The 17738-nt window shown below is 42.6% G+C and carries 19 protein-coding genes and 1 riboswitch; of the genes, 16 read left to right on the plus strand and 3 right to left on the minus strand.

Annotation, left to right across the window (positions count from 1 at the left end):
- Positions 1 to 6: 6 nt before the first annotated feature.
- The 6 genes from nirD (at position 7) to SWOO_RS09650 (ending at position 6656) form a co-directional block, all read left to right on the plus strand.
- Entirely contained in the window at positions 7 to 369 is a 363-nt protein-coding gene (gene nirD / locus SWOO_RS09625) for a nitrite reductase small subunit NirD (protein WP_012324506.1), read from the plus strand.
- Positions 366 to 1832 (plus strand): NarK family nitrate/nitrite MFS transporter, encoded by a 1467-nt coding sequence (locus SWOO_RS09630; RefSeq protein WP_012324507.1) that lies wholly within the window; start codon positions 366 to 368, stop codon positions 1830 to 1832. Before nirD ends, SWOO_RS09630 begins: the two co-directional genes overlap by 4 nt.
- Positions 1832 to 3631, plus strand: coding sequence for a bifunctional protein-serine/threonine kinase/phosphatase (locus SWOO_RS09635; RefSeq protein ID WP_012324508.1), 1800 nt, complete (start codon positions 1832 to 1834; stop codon positions 3629 to 3631). Before SWOO_RS09630 ends, SWOO_RS09635 begins: the two co-directional genes overlap by 1 nt.
- A gap of 159 nt (positions 3632 to 3790) precedes the next feature.
- Positions 3791 to 4957, plus strand: a complete 1167-nt coding sequence (locus SWOO_RS09640; RefSeq protein WP_012324509.1) for a tetratricopeptide repeat protein — start codon at positions 3791 to 3793, stop codon at positions 4955 to 4957.
- A gap of 406 nt (positions 4958 to 5363) precedes the next feature.
- Positions 5364 to 5996, plus strand: a complete 633-nt coding sequence (locus SWOO_RS09645) for a response regulator transcription factor (RefSeq protein WP_012324510.1) — start codon at positions 5364 to 5366, stop codon at positions 5994 to 5996.
- A 288-nt stretch (positions 5997 to 6284) separates the two neighbouring features.
- On the plus strand, positions 6285 to 6656 hold the full coding sequence (locus SWOO_RS09650; RefSeq protein WP_012324511.1) for a hypothetical protein: 372 nt from the start codon (positions 6285 to 6287) through the stop codon (positions 6654 to 6656).
- A 65-nt stretch (positions 6657 to 6721) separates the two neighbouring features.
- Here the strand turns inward: SWOO_RS09650 and SWOO_RS09655 are convergent, their stop codons facing one another.
- Entirely contained in the window at positions 6722 to 7135 is a 414-nt protein-coding gene (locus tag SWOO_RS09655; protein ID WP_012324512.1) for a TetR/AcrR family transcriptional regulator, read from the minus strand.
- 265 nt (positions 7136 to 7400) lie between these two features.
- On the opposite strand from SWOO_RS09655, the gene hinT reads away from it, so the two are divergent.
- The 9 genes from hinT (at position 7401) to SWOO_RS09705 (ending at position 15628) form a co-directional block, all read left to right on the plus strand.
- Complete coding sequence (gene hinT / locus SWOO_RS09660) at positions 7401 to 7757, plus strand: purine nucleoside phosphoramidase (protein WP_012324513.1); 357 nt, start codon at positions 7401 to 7403, stop codon at positions 7755 to 7757.
- A gap of 16 nt (positions 7758 to 7773) precedes the next feature.
- Positions 7774 to 8772, plus strand: coding sequence for a PaaI family thioesterase (locus SWOO_RS26500; RefSeq protein ID WP_012324514.1), 999 nt, complete (start codon positions 7774 to 7776; stop codon positions 8770 to 8772).
- 60 nt (positions 8773 to 8832) lie between these two features.
- The gene (locus tag SWOO_RS09675; RefSeq protein ID WP_012324515.1) at positions 8833 to 9222 is read left to right on the plus strand and encodes a YcfL family protein; all 390 of its coding nucleotides are present in this window, start codon (positions 8833 to 8835) and stop codon (positions 9220 to 9222) included.
- 111 nt (positions 9223 to 9333) lie between these two features.
- A riboswitch (TPP riboswitch) is annotated at positions 9334 to 9445 on the plus strand.
- A 77-nt stretch (positions 9446 to 9522) separates the two neighbouring features.
- On the plus strand, positions 9523 to 11712 hold the full coding sequence (locus SWOO_RS09680) for a TonB-dependent receptor (protein ID WP_012324516.1): 2190 nt from the start codon (positions 9523 to 9525) through the stop codon (positions 11710 to 11712).
- Positions 11713 to 11818: 106 nt separating this feature from the next.
- Positions 11819 to 12079: a YkoF family thiamine/hydroxymethylpyrimidine-binding protein gene (locus SWOO_RS09685; RefSeq protein WP_012324517.1), complete on the plus strand. Its 261-nt coding sequence runs from the start codon at positions 11819 to 11821 to the stop codon at positions 12077 to 12079.
- Between the two features lie 134 nt (positions 12080 to 12213).
- Positions 12214 to 12852, plus strand: a complete 639-nt coding sequence (gene pnuC, locus SWOO_RS09690; protein WP_012324518.1) for a nicotinamide riboside transporter PnuC — start codon at positions 12214 to 12216, stop codon at positions 12850 to 12852.
- A gap of 25 nt (positions 12853 to 12877) precedes the next feature.
- Complete coding sequence (locus SWOO_RS09695) at positions 12878 to 13927, plus strand: phosphotransferase (protein WP_012324519.1); 1050 nt, start codon at positions 12878 to 12880, stop codon at positions 13925 to 13927.
- Between the two features lie 406 nt (positions 13928 to 14333).
- A complete protein-coding gene (locus SWOO_RS09700; RefSeq protein ID WP_012324520.1) occupies positions 14334 to 14921 on the plus strand; it encodes an HvfX family Cu-binding RiPP maturation protein in 588 nt (195 codons plus the stop codon).
- 158 nt (positions 14922 to 15079) lie between these two features.
- Positions 15080 to 15628, plus strand: a complete 549-nt coding sequence (locus SWOO_RS09705) for an NAD(P)H nitroreductase (protein ID WP_012324521.1) — start codon at positions 15080 to 15082, stop codon at positions 15626 to 15628.
- 58 nt (positions 15629 to 15686) lie between these two features.
- On the opposite strand, the gene SWOO_RS09710 is transcribed toward SWOO_RS09705, so the two are convergent.
- Both SWOO_RS09710 and SWOO_RS09715 read right to left on the minus strand, forming a co-directional pair.
- Positions 15687 to 16427: an oxygen-binding di-iron domain-containing protein gene (locus SWOO_RS09710; RefSeq protein WP_012324522.1), complete on the minus strand. Its 741-nt coding sequence runs from the start codon at positions 16425 to 16427 to the stop codon at positions 15687 to 15689.
- 39 nt (positions 16428 to 16466) lie between these two features.
- Complete coding sequence (locus SWOO_RS09715) at positions 16467 to 17096, minus strand: hypothetical protein (protein WP_012324523.1); 630 nt, start codon at positions 17094 to 17096, stop codon at positions 16467 to 16469.
- Between the two features lie 72 nt (positions 17097 to 17168).
- Here SWOO_RS09715 and SWOO_RS09720 point away from each other — a divergent pair, with 72 nt between their 5' ends.
- Entirely contained in the window at positions 17169 to 17675 is a 507-nt protein-coding gene (locus tag SWOO_RS09720) for a GNAT family N-acetyltransferase (protein WP_012324524.1), read from the plus strand.
- Positions 17676 to 17738 lie beyond the last annotated feature (63 nt).

Consider the following 17738-nt stretch of genomic DNA (forward strand, 5'->3'; position numbering starts at 1 on the left):
TTGAATATGAGATGGGTTGATATTTGTGATGAGAGTGCACTGCCAAGGTTTGGCGGAATTGCTGCATGGTGTGAAAACCGCGCTGTTGCCATTTTTAATTTAGGTGAGCAGGGGCTCTATGCCATGAGCAATACTGACCCTGCTACAGGAGTCAGTTTACTCTCCCGTGGACTTATCTGTGAATTGGAAGGGGATATTTGGGTCGCATCGCCACTGCATAAGCAGCACTACAGTTTAACTAGTGGTGAATGCATTGAAGATGAAAGCTTACGTGTTCAGCTTTACCCCATCAGCTGTGAAGGAGGCAGAGTTTGGCTTCAAACGGCCAGTGAAAAAAGTGAACCAAGGGTTTTAAGGAGTGCGATATGAAGGCGGAAAAATTTAACCTATTCTCATTTTCAGGCAAGATGAAGATGATGCATATGAGCTGGATGGCATTCTTTATCTCATTTGTTGTTTGGTTTAACGCAGCTCCGTTAATGAGCGTCATTGCCGACAGCCTAGGACTGAGTAAAGAGCAGATAAAAACCCTGCTTATTCTTAATGTCGCTCTCACCATCCCTGCACGGATTATTATTGGCATGGTGACGGATAAGTTTGGTCCAAGGTTAACCTATTCCGCCTTACTTATTGTGTGCTCAATCCCCTGTTTTATGTTTGCCTTAGGAACCAGTTTTGAGCAGCTTGCTTTAGCTCGCTTTCTTCTTGGCTTTATTGGTGCGGGTTTTGTTATTGGAATACGTATGGTCAGTGAGTGGTTTCCCGCTAATGAGCTTGGTACCGCAGAGGGGATCTATGGCGGCTGGGGCAACTTTGGTTCTGCCGCTGCAGCTTTTACCTTGCCTGCGATTGCCCTTGTGTTTGGCGGTGAGGATGGTTGGCGCTATGCCATTGGTGCTACAGGGGGACTGAGTTTACTCTTTGGTGTTATCTACTTTCTTAATGTGAGCGATACACCTAAAGGTTCAACCTATTTTAAGCCTAAAAAAGCGGGTGCATTAGAGGTGACAAGTAAAGCTGATCTGGTGTTACTCGTTGTGATGAAGTTGCCTATGTATGCCACATTAGCACTCTTGGCCTGGAAGTTGTCCCCCGAGGGCGTCAAGATGTTCAGCCAAAGTAGTACTGAGTTGATCTATGGGCTGTTAATACTCGTTCTGGCTATCGATCTTTATCTTACCTATCAAGTTAATAAACATCTGTTCGATGGGCCAGTACCTGAGTTTGAGCGATATCCTTTTAAACAGGTAGCAGTGCTCAATGTGCTCTATTTTTCCACGTTTGGCTCGGAGCTGGCAGTTGTTTCTATGTTACCTCTCTTTTTTGCAGAAACCTTCGAGCTGGGCTTAGCCCAAGCGGGGATGTTGGCATCGAGTTATGCGTTTATGAACCTGCTGTCTCGTCCTGGAGGAGGCTGGATAAGTGATAGATTTGGAAGAAAGCCAACCTTAATGATCTTAACCGCTGGTTTAGCTTTAGGTTATCTTGGGATGGCACAGATAAACGATCAGTGGTCTCTGCCTTTGGCTGTGTTAATGGTGATGACCTGCTCCTTCTTTGTCCAAGGTGGTGAAGGCGCCGTATTTGCTGCTGTTCCCTTGATTAAACGTAGGCTAACCGGCCAAATTGCTGGTATGACAGGGGCTTACGGCAATGTAGGGGCGGTATTTTTCCTGACGGTTTACTCCATGGTGTCGACCCAGCTGTTTTTTTATGTCATTGGCGCGAGTGCGCTATTTGGCTTGGTTAGCTTGTTGTTTCTCACTGAACCTAAAGGTCATATGACTGAGGTGAATGAGGATGGTGAAGTGACCATGATAAGTGTTAACTAATGAGCGCGTTTGAGAAGATGCATCACCAAGACTTGCCCTTAAACGGTAAACTTGAGATCAATGCTGGACAGTATTCTCATCGCGGAGTGAAGCAAGTAAATGAAGATGCGATAGGGATCCGTATTCCCGATGGGTTAATGCTTACCACCAAGGGAGCAGTATCTGTGATCTGTGATGGAGTGAGTGCCGCTGAGGCCGCTGAAAAAGCCAGTCATATCAGTGTGACTAACTTTATCTCAGATTACTATTCAACCCCAGATACTTGGGGAGTCAAGCGTGCAAGCTCTCAAGTGTTAACGGCCTTAAATCGCTGGTTATTTGGCTTAGGGCAAGATTATCGTGATGCGAGAAAAGGCTATGTGAGCACCTTCACCGCACTTATTTTTAAGTCATGTAGTGCTCATCTACTACATGTGGGTGATTCACGGGCTTATCGTTTTCGACATGGGGAGCTAGAGCGAATAAGCCGTGATCATATTAGCGTACTGAATGCCAATAAGCGTTATTTAGCTAGGGCTCTTGGGTTAGATGTGAAACTGGATGTGGACTATCGTCAGTTAGCGCTTCAGAGTCAGGACTATTACCTGTTAACCACTGATGGCGTCCATGATCTATTTACCGATAGTGAGCTGAGTGAAGTCTTGAGTCTATGGTTAAATGAAACTCAAGAGGCTAGAGAGGTGCACTTCAGATCAGAGCTCGCTGACTTGGCTCTTTTTTGTCGTCATCTGTGTGAGCTTGCGATTGAAAGGGGGAGTGAAGACAACGTCAGTTGCCAGCTGCTTGGCATTGAGACTTTGCCTTCTCAAGATATTAATGATGTTTATCAGCAACTCTCTAGCCAGCCTTTCCCACCGCCACTGTCAGTAGGGATGAAATTAGATAATTATCTGATTAAGCAAGTTTTACATCAGAGTCAGCGTAGCCAAGTCTACCTTGCGGTTAACCAAGAGGGGAGGCAGGTTTGCCTTAAAACCCCCTCTGTTAACTACCTTGATGATGCGGCTTATATTGAGCGATTCATGCTTGAAAGTTGGATTGGGCATAGGATCCACAGTCCAAATGTAGTCAAGTTACTCGATAGAGACCAGCCAAAATCGGCTCTCTATTATGTGACAGAACATCTCAATGGAATGCCCCTTAGTGTATGGATAAGCAGAAACCCGAACCCTTCAATTCAAGAGGTGTTGATGTTGTTAAAGCAGTTAGAATCAGGTGTGCGGGCTTTTCATCGTAAAGAGACCCTCCATCAAGATCTTAAACCTGACAATATTCTTCTAACTCAGGAAGGGCAGATTAAAATTATCGACTTCGGTTCCTGTTACATTAAAGGAGTCGCAGAGATAACGACTCCGCTGCAAAGAGATAGTGTTTTGGGAACAGCTGATTATTCAGCACCTGAAAGTGTGCTGGGTTATCGGGTGAGTAACCGTGGGGATCTTTTCTCATTGGCGGTAATCGCATTTGAGATGTTGACAGGAGAGTTGCCTTTTAAGGGAAGGCTAGCGAGATGCCGGACAAAAGCTGATTATCAAGACCTTATCTACATTCCCTGCTATGAACTGAATCCTTTAATTCCTACCTGGATAGATCAAACCTTGAAAAGGGCCTTGAGTCTAGATCCAAACCATCGACATGGTGATACCTCAGAGTTTATCTATGCGCTACAACAACCCATAGTTGTAAAGGATAAGCGAGAGTTTGAGTTGCCACTTTTGGAAACAAACCCAGTGATATTTTGGAGGGCGACAACACTTTTTTTTGCACTTTCTACTTTGTTATTACTACTTTTTCTCTAATTAATAGTAATAGTTAGCAGACTTTAATTTAAGTTGAACAGCTATTATTCGTAGCAATTTTTATGTAGGGTTAGTCAATGTTTTTACTACTTTCAAAGTCTCTGAAAACATTTTTGTATAGAGAATGTAGTGATAAGTCGCCAAAGGAGTGGGTCTATTATGAGAGTGAACGCTGTTTGTATTATCTGGGTGTTGAGCTGTATTTTACTTTTAGGCTGCAGTAATAGAGCCGTAACTCCTCCTAAACCGAGTTACCCAAATACCAACGATCTGCTGTTTAGTTCAGATACAACCTCAATTCCTAGTTTTGATAGTTTAATACAATTTACGTCATCTCAAGTGGAAGATATATATCGATTTGTTGAAAAAGAAGACATTACCCAACTTCCGGTAAATGAGCAGGCTCATCAATACGTCGCAAAAAAGTTAGTTAACTTTAATTATGAAGGGAAAAATTTATCTGCTGCTGAAGCGATGGCGACAGGGAGAGGTAACTGCATGACCTTGGCTCTGCTGACTTATGCTGTAGCAAAAGAGCTCAATGTCGGTGTAGTTTTTCAAGTTATGCATACGGCGCCTATGCTTCAGGAGATCAGGTCTAATTTGGCGGTCACATCAGATCATGTGCGAACGTTTCTTTATGAGGAGGATAAAAGCAGTAGTAAAGGTTTTTATCTCTCTGGTAGAGACTACGCGATAATGGACTATTTTCCTGATAGTTACGATAGAGGTGGAGCTTTTATTGATGAAAGCCAATTTATTGCCATGTATTACCGAAACTTAGCGGCTGATGCCTTACTTGATAATGATCTGGCTCTTTCATTTGCACTGTTAAAGCAAGGAGCAAGCTATGCACCTGATTATGCACCTCTGCTTAATATGATGGCTGTTGTACATCGAAGAGCGGGTGATGAAAAGACCGCTGAGGAGTTTTATCTGTATGGAATGGAGGTGGCTAAATCTAAGATCACTCTCTTGAGCAATTATCACCATTTACTGACCTCTCAAGGAAAGGTTGATTCTGCAAATGAGATAAAGAGAACCTTACTTTTTCTCGATGATCCAACACCCTATAACTGGTACCTGCTTGGTAGGAGTTCGCTTAAGGAGGGAGATTACTTTAGTGCAATTATCTATCTGGAAAAGTTTTTAGAAAATAGTCCATATTATCACCAAGCATATATAGAGTTAGCCAGTGCTCAGCATGCTTTGGGGAAAACCTATGCTGCTGAAAAATCGTTAAAAACGGCTTTGGAATATACATATCTTTCTAACACTCAACGTCTATATCAGGCTAAATTAACTTGGCTTAAACAAAGTCGGTAGAATGAGTATTCCAGAGGGGTTAGTAGTTAAGTATTAGGTCTAAGGTAAAAATAGCAGTTTTGTATGACAAGCTTAATACTTTATGCTGACGATGTTGTTATCTATCCCCATCATAATATTGAGATAATGGTTATATAGGACCGTGAAAATTTATACAGGGTTTATTTGCAAGAAAAGTTGCTACGCATTTTATACAAGTGATATTTCATCAGGACTATGAAATTTTCTTGTTGATAGCACATGAAAGTTAACGTTCAACACGATAATTTTTTTGGGGCATTCTTTTCTTTTTTTGTTCATCAACAAAATATAATGTGTAGGTTACTAGATTTTTTGGTATAACTTACAAGTTGTTGCTCTAGGGCAGTTTAAGACGCATTAGTTTTGTCGACATGGAGTCAGCAGTATGTTCAAAGTTATAAACTGGGTAGTTATTTCTCGTTCTAATCTTCTCACTGATCTATTGGACACACGCTGGCCTCAAGAATTTTTAGTAAAACTACTTAAAATTCCTCCAGAAAAAGCGGAGCTCGAAGTGTCTGGTGGTAACTTCTCCTTAGTTATCATAGATCTATCAACTGTGGATATTCAAAAAGCTTACCAAATTCAGCGCTTTGTTGAAAAAAAGCTATCGGCAAGAGTTGTCTTCCTTCATTTTCCTCGACAAATTGATGCTCGTTTCCTGATCCATCCGACTGTGACTGCAGGCGTATTTTTCTGTGATGCAGCACTTGACGCGATTGGCCATGGTTTGGGAAATATTTTGAGGGGACAATCGGTTATACCTGCTGAGCTGTCAGAGCAAAAACAGGATAATCAATCGCAGGTTGAGGGAAGTGAGAGCTTAACTATAAGAGAGCGTGAGGTTTTACAAGCACTGCTAAGTGGCAGTACTAATGTCGATATTGCTAATCAGCTTTTTGTTAGTGAAAGTACGATAAAGACTCACCTTTACCGTGCTTTTAGAAAGATAGGTGTATCGAGCCGTGGTCAAGCGATTGCGTGGGCACAGACACACCTGCATGAAGTGCAACATTAAATCAACTCTATCCATTTATTCACATTTGCCAAGTTTTTATGGCAAATGTGATTAACTGCGTCCTATCTACACTTCTCAGCATCATATTCCACGATTTATCTGTACCATTGCTCAATGGATTAACCCTCTTTTAATGGAGGGCGGATTCGTTGGGAGTAGATTCATCGGTCATAGTCAAATTTGATATCATGACTACACATGTGTATAGTTGCGTTTAAATCTGTAGTTATACATGTGTGTAGCTACTGTGTTTGCTACTAATCTATTTAGATGTTTTTGGAGTTGACTATGATAAAGAAGACTATTTTGACCATTTATACCTCCTCATTACTAGCTGTTGTGGCGTATTCATTACCAATGACAGTGAGCGCTGCAACTGTAGGTTGCGAGCGTGCTGGTGGGGTGAAGTGTCAACGTGTCGCACCTAAACGTATTGTCCGTACTCCAGTTGTAGCACCTGTGATCGTGGTACCTAAGCACCATAAACATTATCACTCTTTTCACTCTCCTATGTTAACGGCGATGGGAATTGCAGTTGTGCTTAATGCGGCAGGGGAGGTAGTCACTGAAAAGGGTCAGCAAGTTATTGTGTTAGGCGAAGGGAATGAAGTCAGTAACGTTTATGAAAAAGAGGGTGTTGTGTATATCGTTAAGGCCTAATGGTTGCAGGGAGCTATATGAAGCCTTTCATTGTAAATAAAAGGCTTCATATAGAGGGGATTAGTTTACGCAGCGTTAATTCGCTCTTGATTGAGAAAATTAAAACCTTGTTTCAGGAATGAAAACTGCTCAACATCTGGAAGAGATTGAACGGCATCTAGCATATGGTTGAATGCTGAATCTATCATTAGTCTATCTGAAAGTTTTAAGTAGTTATAAACAACGGGTCTTAATACGACGGTGAAATCACTGGTCATCTCTGTGTATCTTTGCTCGTTAACTGCTGAGGTATTTTGAACTAGCTCCCTCATACACAGTGCAGCAAGTAGAGAATTTTTATCGCTGAAAGATTGGTATTGAGCGGCCCTTGAGTAGCCGGCTTTTTTGTGAACATCAGACATATTCAAAGCGATCATACCATGCTCTTTTATCAGGTCAGTTGCCGCGTTTAATAGTGCAGTCTCTTTATCCGTTAGCATATTGCTATCTCAAATGTTTTATTAGCCTAAGATTCTATGCTCTTACACTCTATTGTCAATGTTAATGTATATACAATTGTGTAACTGTTAATCAATGTGGGGGGACGTGTCGTTTGCGTGACTATGATTTTGGTAGAGTTTATAGATATGTTTGTAACTTTTTAGGATAAACGGCGTCTTCTTTTTCAAGATGAGTTATCAGATACTCACAATGTGATTAATTACAGGTATACTCCTACTATTCCATGATTGAGAGGACAGGCAAGTGGCCGAAGAAACCATTTTCAGTAAAATTATACGTCGAGAGATCCCTGCTGATATCTTATTCCAAGATGAATTAGTCACCGCATTTCGTGATATTAATGCCCAGGCGCCGAGCCATATTCTTATCATTCCCAATCATCTTATTCCAACAGTGAATGATGTCAAAGCATCAGATGAGAAAGCACTGGGACGTATGATGACCGTTGCCGCTAAATTGGCGGAGGAGGAGGGAATAGCTGAGGATGGGTACCGTCTTATTATGAATTGCAATAAACATGGGGGACAGGAGGTTTATCATATTCATATGCATCTTGTAGGCGGTAGGCCTCTAGGCCGAATGTTAGCAGCTAAGAAATAGGCGTGAGTGCTACCCTATGAAGGTTAATCCTGATTTTTTCCCGCTCACTCAACTTGCCACACGCTTTGTTGATCAGCTAGCGCAGTGCCGCCGTCTAAACCTTAGGGTGCATGAGGCCAGTGAACATCACGTGTTGATTGAGCTGCCCTATGCCCATGAATTAGTGGGGTATCCGGATACGGGAGTGATTCACGGCGGAGTGATCACAACCTTGATGGATACGGCAAGTGGCAGCGCAGTGGTTTGCTCTATCTTTGATAAATATCAGGCGTTAGAGCTTTCTCCAACCTTAGATCTGCGGGTTGATTATATGAAACCTGCCGATCCCAATAAGCCTGTTTATGGCTTTGCTGAGTGCTATAAAATATCTTCTAGTGTTGCGTTTACACGTGGGATTGCTTATCAAGATTCAATTGATGATCCCATTGCCCATGCAGTCGGTTCTTTTATGCGTATCAGTCCGGAGATGATTGGGGATGAGTTTCGTCAAGCTTTGATCGGCGAGGAGGTCACTTCTCTATCTGATGCGTTACCAGACAGCGAGCAGTGCGTGCAGGAGCCGATTGTCGCAACAGCCCCTCAACTCGATGTAAAAGAGATAGTAAAAAAAGCCACCGAGCTGAATGACTTTAGCCACCTCTTATCCCATGTTCCCTATACCGATTTTATTGGTATGTCTGTGGAGCGATTCGGTGATGAGCTAGTTTTCAGACTGCCAGCAAAAGATGACAATATAGGTAACCCTATCCTCCCAGCTATTCACGGTGGCGTGATTGCTGGGTTTATGGAGATGTCGGCAATTGTTCAGCTTATGGTGTTTATGCACACAAGTAAGGTGCCTAAGGTAGTTGATTTTTCGATTGATTACTTAAGAGCTGGGTATCATAAAGACACGTTTGCTGAGTGTAAAATTACCCGACAGGGGCGCAGGGTGGCCAATGTGAGCATCAATTGTTGGCAAACGAACCGTAAAAAGCTGATTGCTACAGCAAGGGCTCATTTTTTGATTGATTAATTAAGCGATAAACTCATATTGTCAGTATGAGTTCCTCTACTTTTAAGGATGATAAGTGCAATGAAGAAATTGATAACTATATTAGTGTTAGGGTTAATGATGACTGCATGTGCCCCTCATACTGCTGGGGTGATGGCAAGCTCCACGGGAGAGGTACGTGTCGACAATGGGTCCTTTGCTGGTGAGGTCAGTGTTGAGCAACTTAAGTCCCGTCAACAGGGAGGGTTCCTACAGGGATCTGGATTAATCATCAGTAAAGTTGCAACGGATCTGCGGCTTCAATACAAGTTTACTTGGTATGATATTAACGGTTATACCTTAGATGATGAGGGCAGCGCCTGGAAATCATTAAAGCTCCATGGTAAACAGCAGATGCAGGTGTCAGGCCTTGCGCCAAATACAGATGCTGTTAGGTATGAGCTTTATGTGAGGAAGGCTTTTTCTAACTAGTTAAAAGCTTATTCGGAGTTACGTAATAAAAAATACCAACATTGAGTTGGTATTTTTTATTACGATTGATGCTAGAAGTTTGTCAATAGTTAGTAATATTGATGTATAATCGCCGGCGCCAAGGGGTGATGCTGCATATAATGCGGCATCTGAGATGTCTTATGACAAACCCTTTGAACCTGATCCGGCTTATACCGGCGTAGGAATGGGCCAAATTTTGATCGTTTAAACTAGATCAAACACAATATCCTTTCTCGCTTTTCCAATTGCCGGATCTCAAAATAATAATTTGGGGTCCTAATGTCTGTTTCAAAACTGTCTATATTAAAAAAGATTTCACCTGTCGCGCTTGCTGTATCGAGCACGCTAGCATCTGGCTACGCTGTTGCATCTGAGCTAAATCAAACACCTGATACGCGTGATGAGATGGAAGTGATTGTAGTCACTTCCGATTTTCGTGGCACTGAGCTTGAGAAGATGCCTTCGAGTATTACCGTTATCGATCAGCAGCAGATCGAAGATGAAGGTGCTCAACATTTCGAAGATATCCTAAACTCCATCGCAAACTTCAACTGGTCAGGAGGAAGCTCAAGACCAAAATACTTCCAAATACGTGGTGTTGGAGAGCAGGAGGAGTACCAAGGGGCGCCTAACTCCTCAGTCGGTTATATTATTGATGATATTGATATGTCGGGTTTAGGCATGATATCGAGCATGTACGACCTGCAGCAAGTAGAGGTGCTTCGTGGGCCGCAAGGGACACGTTATGGGGCGAATGCACTTGCGGGACTTATCTACCTTAAGAGTAATGATCCTACTGATGTGTTTGAGCATGGAGCCGAAGTCTCTGTAGGCGATGATGCATTAACGACATTTAGTGGCTTTAGTTCTGGTCCGTTAACAGACTCTGGCAAACTCCTGTATCGAGTGTCACTGCAACAGCATAAGCAAAACGGTTATCAAGATAACCTCTATCTTGGGCGTGATGATACCAATGCCCGTGATGAATTTACTGGCCGTGCAAAATTGCGCTGGTACGCAACTGATGATTTAGAGATAGATTTGACCTTGCTGCACGCTGATTTTGATAACGGTTATGATGCTTGGACCTTAGATAATAATGGTTTCGATACGTTAACTGATGCGCCTGGTGTGGACAAACAGCGAACCTCTGGCAGCTCGCTCAAATTCACTTATACAGGGGCTGATGCATTTGATTTAGTCTCTTTGACCTCCTATGCGAGCTCTCAAACTCACCATAATTATGACGGTGACTGGGCCAACCCAGATTATTGGGCTGGCTTAGATTGTGGCGGCGAGCCTTGTCAGTATGATTACACTTGGGATAAGAGAGGAGAGCGTAACACTGTTAGCCAAGAGTTTAGACTCAGCTCCACAGAAGCCGGGCGTATTTTTGCTGGGAGCACTGATTGGTTGCTCGGCGTTTATGGTATGAATCTCGATGAAAATAATGAAGTTACCTCTTTTTATAACGGCTGGGCTGACGAGCATGTTATTTCAGATTTTAATGCAAGAAACTATGCAGTTTTTGGTCAAATAGACTCAGATTTAGGTAATGGCTATTCATTTTCAACAGGATTGAGAGTCGAAGAGCGAGAGGCGCAATATGATGAAGATCGCCTTGTAGATGGGGAGATGAAAAGCTCAAGCTTTAATCCTGATGAGACTATGTGGGGCGGTCATATTGCCTTGAGTAAGACGCTCAGTAATACACAGGAGACATACATTAGGATTGCTCGTGGCTATAAAGCAGGCGGCTTTAATATGGCTTTGCCTGAGCAACTAGCGGATAAAACTGAGTATGACTCTGAGACTCTCTATAACTATGAAATTGGGTTGAAATCTATCTGGCTTGATGGTGACATCAATACAAATTTCTCCGTTTTCTATATGGATAGACAAGATCAGCAAGTTGCAGCATCTCAGCAAGCCGTAGAAGATAGTCAACGTTTTTACCTCTATACCGAAAATGCAGGTAGTTCAAGTAACTATGGTGCTGAACTGGATGGCACTTGGTATGCAACAGATAACTTGAAGTTATATGCAAGCCTTGGCTGGTTAGAAACCGAATATGGTGACTATTCATATCAGGACAAATATGGCGGCACGGTTGATTTAAGTGGCCGAGAACTGGCTCACTCACCTAAGTTTACCTATAGCGCTGGGGCGACGTATCGCACCGATTCTGGCTGGTTTGCAAATTTAACCACGAGCGGTAAGAGTGAGTTTTACTACTCAGACAGCAATGAGTCTACATCTGAAGCCTATACCATCTTCAATGCTCGTATGGGTTATGAGACAGAGCTTTGGTCTGCTTATCTTTGGGGACGCAACCTGTTTGATGAGAAATATGGTACACGAGGCTTCTATTTTGGTAATGAGCCCGATCAAGATTGGGCTGATAAACAATATATCCGTTATGGCGATCCTCGTCAGCTCGGATTAACCTTTAGTATTAAGTTTATCTAGTTAAAGTACTGCCGGAAATTTCCGGCTTAATTATCTAAATGTTTAAAAGTTCAATGTTCACTCATTTAATTTTAGCCGTACATTAAGTGCGGCTTGGGGTCATAAAATGAAATTAACCGCTGAAATTAGCTGCTACCCGTTACAAGACAACTACTTGGATCCTATTCGCTGGTTCATTGGCCGTGTCGATAGCTATAAAAATATCGAGCGTAAAACGAATGCGATGGCGACTCAGGTGTGTGGTGAGTATCGTGAGGTGATGGATATGCTAGCAACAGAGATGGAGGCAGCCCATAAGAAGTGGGGCAAAGCTGTCTTTGTGTGTAAGTTTATTGGTGGTGAGCTTAATCTCTCCCATAGCGAGTAGCTGAGCAGTATAGATGTTTGCTATTTTTTGATAGGCAGTTAGTTGCTTTTTAAGTGATGAAGCATGCTTGAAGTTGAGCTCATATTCAGGACGTGGATATGAGCTTTTAAGTTTTACCATTGAGTGAGAGAGTCATGACAGACTTTTGGTCAGCATTATTAAATACTTTTACCGGAGCCTTATCTGAAGCGAATGCGTTAACCGCTTGGGAAGGCGTGGCCGTTATCTTAGCGGCGGCCTATTTACTGCTGGCGATGAAGGGCAGTATCTGGTGCTGGTTTGCGGCTTTTGCGAGTACAGCTATCTACACGGCACTTTTTTGGAAGGTGTCATTGCTAATGGAGTCAGTGTTGAATGTCTACTACATGGCGATGGCAATATATGGTTTTCAGCAGTGGTCTAAAGGAAAGCGTGATGATACGGGCGGTGTCATTTCATGGAGCTTTAACCGTCACCTTAAGATAATTGTAGTGACAGCTGGCGTCTCACTTTTGATGGGGTATCTGATGGCTAATTTTACTAGTGCTTCTTTCCCTTACTTAGATGCTGCGACAACCTGCTATGCTGTTATGACAACCTACTTAGTGGCGAAGAAAGTGCTTGAGAACTGGCTTTACTGGGTCGTTATCGATCTGGTTTCCATCTATCTCTATCTTCAAAAAGGGTTAATGCTTACCTCTTTACTGTTTATTCTGTATGTGGGGATGGCCATTGGCGGATATTTTCTGTGGCGATCCACCATGAGAGAGCAAGATATGGCGACAGTCAGTTAACAACCTTAATGAAATTGATAACTCTATGGATCAAGCTGAAGCGTTAATGAAAAGGTTACCTGTGATTGTGATTAAAGAGCTTGAGCAACTTGGGCTGATATTTGGTAGCAATCATGAAAGTGACAAAGCAGGCTCTAGCACGCTTGAGGCGCTAAAGCTTACTCACGGGCTGAGTAATCAAAATTACTTGATTGATAATGGTCAACATAAATGGGTACTACGTTGTAACTCATCGGCAAGTGATCAATTGTGCAATCGTAGAGCTGAAGTGAGAAACTGGCGTTTAGCCGCAGAGGCCGGTATCGCACCTGCATTGCTCTATGTTAGCACTGATCACTCCTTTTATCTTAGTGAGTATATTGATGAGGAACCCACTAAGCGGTGGGCTAACATGCTTAGCGCTGAAACAGCTCATCCTGTTATCCATGATACAGCAATTTGGCCTGATGCTGACAAACAACTTTTATTGCTGCTACAGGGGTTTACATCTCTAGATACTCCCGAAAATATCACAGACAACCCAGAGCAGTGGCGGCTTTACTTTAAACGATTAAGTGAAATCGAGGCTTGCATTGTGAGTGAAGCAAGCTCTGGGGAGAATGCACAATGGTGTACTCACTTTAAGCAGTTATCAAGCTTAGAGAGCAAGATATCCCAATGGCTTCATGAGTTGAGTGATTGCGCGCTAGGGTTGCAGTATAGCCATAGGGATCTCAATCCTCATAACCTGCTTTGTAAAGATGGCACTCTGTATTGCATTGATTTTGAGTACGCTTGCGGTTCACATCCGTTATTTGATCTTGCTAGTGTGTTATCAACTCATAAATTATCGACCCCGCAGCGACAGCGATTGATCGATGCTTATCTCTTAAATCATCCTAAATTGACCTCTGATGCAAAAGCGGCGTTACCTGCGGCGATAAATATTTATTGGGTTTTTGCAGCATCGTGGTCACTCTTGATGGCGTCGGATAATTCAGCTAACTCAGATATGAAAAATTTAAGTAATAGTAATCCACATCAGGCGCAAGAATACCTAAACTGCTTTGAGCAATTTTTCTCTTTAATCGATTAACTTACTCTGTTGTAAAACACTACAGACGCTCATGTTTTTGTAAGCGAGTTGAGCCTTTATGCTATAAAGTGATAACTGGGTGAAATAAAACTCTCTCTCTGATGGTCTATTTAACCAATAATGATTAATACCAATCAGTATAAAGATTTGATCGCTCAGCGAGAGTTTAGCGGTCCTGAGGCAAGGCAACGAGTGAAGAGCATAGTTATTCTACGGTTAAGCTCGTTAACACAGCATCAGAACCGCTAAAACTCGCCTGTAAGGAGTGTTTTTGGCTGCCTACTTCTGCGTTGAATGAACTCATAAGGGAACAACCATTCTTTTATTCATTCGCCTTGAATTAGTTTGCCAAAAAACACTCTGAGTAGATCAACTTCTTATACTGATTGGTATAAAAGGAGCGTTCATGTTAGTTAACCTGTATCAAAAATTTGTAGACCTGCTTAAATACTTTGAGGGACTAGCCCCCCTTGCACTTCGGCTTTATCTTGCCCCTGTTTTGATGCAGGCTGGTTATAATAAACTTTCTCACTTTAGCGATTCAGCCGCTTGGTTTGGTAACCCTGACTGGGGGTTAGGTCTGCCTTTTCCTGAGTTGATGGTTGCATTGGCTGCTGGAACTGAGTTGATTGGAGGGGGATTATTGGTATTAGGGTTGGCTACGCGTTTGGTTTCTATTCCCTTGATGGTGACCATGTTAGTGGCTGCCTTTGCCGTTCATTGGGAGAATGGTTGGTTAGCGATTGCCGATGGGAGTTCTTGGCTAGCTAACGAGCAGGTGCTTGCAGCTGGTGATAAATTGAGCGCCGCAAAAACCTTGCTCCAAGAGAACGGCAATTATGAGTGGCTGACAAGCTCTGGAAACTTTGTTGTGTTGAATAATGGGATTGAATTTGCCATAACTTACCTGTTTATGCTGTTGGCCTTGTTATTTATGGGAGGCGGACGTTTCACTAGCCTAGATTATTATATTGCTAAGGCTATGAATAAATAAGTTGAGCTGAATAAAATTAGATTTAATGTCATAAGTTGTGTAAATCCCACCAATTAGGTGGGATTTTCTATTATCCCTATCAAAGCTTTGTTACTCTTATTGAAAATCCAATTTGATAAATATCAATCAGTAAAAAGATTGGTATCATAGGAGTAGTTTTGGACGCTATTGAGTTATTACTGACAAGACAGTCATGCCCACGCCTTGCAGAGCCTGGTCCAAGTGAAGCACAGCTTAATACTATTTTAGATGCGGGTGTTAGAGTCCCTGATCATGCGGGATTAGCTCCTTGGGAGTTTATTATTGCTCAAGGTGAAGGGTTAAAAAAACTTGGTCAAGTATTTGCCGATGCAGCTATGAGCAGTGGCGCCGATGAGGCTGCACTCGCTAAAGCCTTAGTAATGCCCCAACGAGCTCCTTTAGTGATAGTTGTGGTGGCTAAACCTGTTGAGCATGCAAAAGTACCTGAGCTTGAGCAGCATATCGCCGCAGGCTGTGCAACGATGGCGATGCAGCAGGCTGCATTTGCATCGGGTTTAGGGGCTATCTGGCGTACTGGGAGTTATGCTTTTGATCGCAACGTGCATCAAAGTTTAGGGCTTACACAAGGCGATCAGATTGTCGGCTTTTTATATGTCGGTACACCTGTGGTCAAGGCCCCGATTAAAGCGGCTAAGAAGGGCGGTGAATTTACCCGTTATCTGTGATCTATATTGAATCTATTTAATGTAAAAGCGTCCAAGTAGGACGCTTTTTTATATTCAATTAGCTATTGCTGATAGCTTGTCCCACTTCAAGCTGTTCAAACCAATCTAAAAACTGCCCAACTTGCTCTCCTTTGAATATTCTTCCGTGCTGAGGGCACATATACTCAATATCTAGTTTTCTGACTCTGGCTATCCAGTCATTCTTGGCGGCATTTGAAGGCATCCATCTTTGATGGAAAAAACTCATCTTCTTGATATGGCTTTCAAAGTCGTCGACAAAAATACTAACATTGGGCCCCTCAAGAGCTGCGCCCACATCACCGCTCATTAATACTCTAGTTGCCGGATCGTAAACATGAAAGTTACCGGATGCGTGCAGGTAGTGAGCTGGAATGAACTGTACCTCAGCTTGATCCAATATTAATCGGCTTCCCTCGTCTGGTAATGCCTCATAGGTGATATTGCTCATTCCAAAGTGCCTGATAAATCCCTCCCATATCCAAGGGGAGTAGAGTTTGGCTTCGGGTAAGGTTTGATCCCATAGCCCTAAGGAGGAGATGATGTCAGGATCTTGATGAGATGCAAAAAGGTGGGTGAGCTGTTCAAGGGGAATATGTTTAACAATATTTGCCAGCATAGGAGCGAACAGTTCCACACCACCAGGATCCATTAAGAGTGCTTTATGTTCTGTGACAAGCATATATTGGTTGGTATCTATTATTTTTTCAGGTTTATCAGGATCTCGACCAAAATAAATCCATTTATGTGTTGGTGCTTCAACGAGTAGTTGACTTTTCATTAGTGCTAGCTCCCTGGCAAACTTGAGTGATTTAAAGGCTTAAGCGGCTTTCTTCTCTGCGGAAGTATCAAAAAGAGATATAGCATTATCGACTCTTTGACGGATCTTATTGGCGACATTGTCAACACGGTTGGCAACATCATTAAAGGTGGCTTGATTGGCGACATCGACACGGCAAGCTTCGATTCGGCATATTGAGGCGAGTATATTAGCAGTTCTCAAATTACGTTTAAGCTCATGAAGTTGAACCTCCATTTGATTAATCACCTTTTGGAAAGAGCGCTGGAGCTGAGCATATCTATCAGAGGTATGTTGAAAAGCTGGCAATATCGTTTTGGCATACTTAGCATCATGTGAATTACGCTTTGCTTTTTCAAAATGTTTCAGTGCGGAGGCTGCTCTTGCGGTTTCGGTTGCCATTTTGCTGGCTTGGTTTGCTAATAGGTTAATGTCGGTTGCTGCTTTCATGGTGTAACAGGCAAGATCATCGATAAAACCTGTTAAGGCTTTAAACCCTAAGGCTGCATTACCCACTCTCGAAGAGGCTGCCTGAGCATTACTAGCGGTAAGGTTAATCTGCTTACAGTAAGTTAATGTGTGATTTAACTCGGCGGCTACGACTGCGGCTATCACATAATACTGACTGACTTTAGTACGTTTCCTTGACATAGGGTTAGCTTCCTCTGCGAGACTTAACAAAGTATAGTCTAAAAATCAGGGAGTAAAGCTTGAGAGGGGATTTTGATTGTATTAGAAACTGATAGGTTAAGGCTGAGGTATTTAACCTTAGGAGATGCAGCATTTATTTTAGAACTGCTTAATACTCCTGGCTTTTTAGACAATATTGGTGATAGAGGTGTGAGAGACCGCTATCAGGCTGAAACCTACCTGATTGAGGGCCCGATAGCGAGTTACCAGGAACATGGTTTTGGGTTATATCTGGTTGAGCTGAAAAGCACGGGCGAGCGGATCGGTTTATCTGGCATTGTTAAGCGTGAAAATCTTCAATTTCCTGATTTGGGTTATGCGTTTTTGCCGCATTTTTGGGGGAAAGGTTATGCTCTTGAATCTGGAAAGGGGGTTTTATCCCATGCAAAAAAATTAGCACTATCGAATATTTTGGGCGTTGTCAGTCCGGGAAATGATGCTTCTATCGCTGTTCTAGAAAAACTCGGTATGCAGTTTGAGTGTCATCAAAAGTGGTCAGATGGAAGCGATATTTTACGGTACAACTTGCAGGTGGATTGATTTTATTTGGTAAGGTTTTTACCATATCGTTGAGTTTGAAAGTAATACCAATCAGGATACGTT

The sequence above is a fragment of the Shewanella woodyi ATCC 51908 genome, assembly GCF_000019525.1.
GTDB classification, from domain to species: domain Bacteria; phylum Pseudomonadota; class Gammaproteobacteria; order Enterobacterales; family Shewanellaceae; genus Shewanella; species Shewanella woodyi.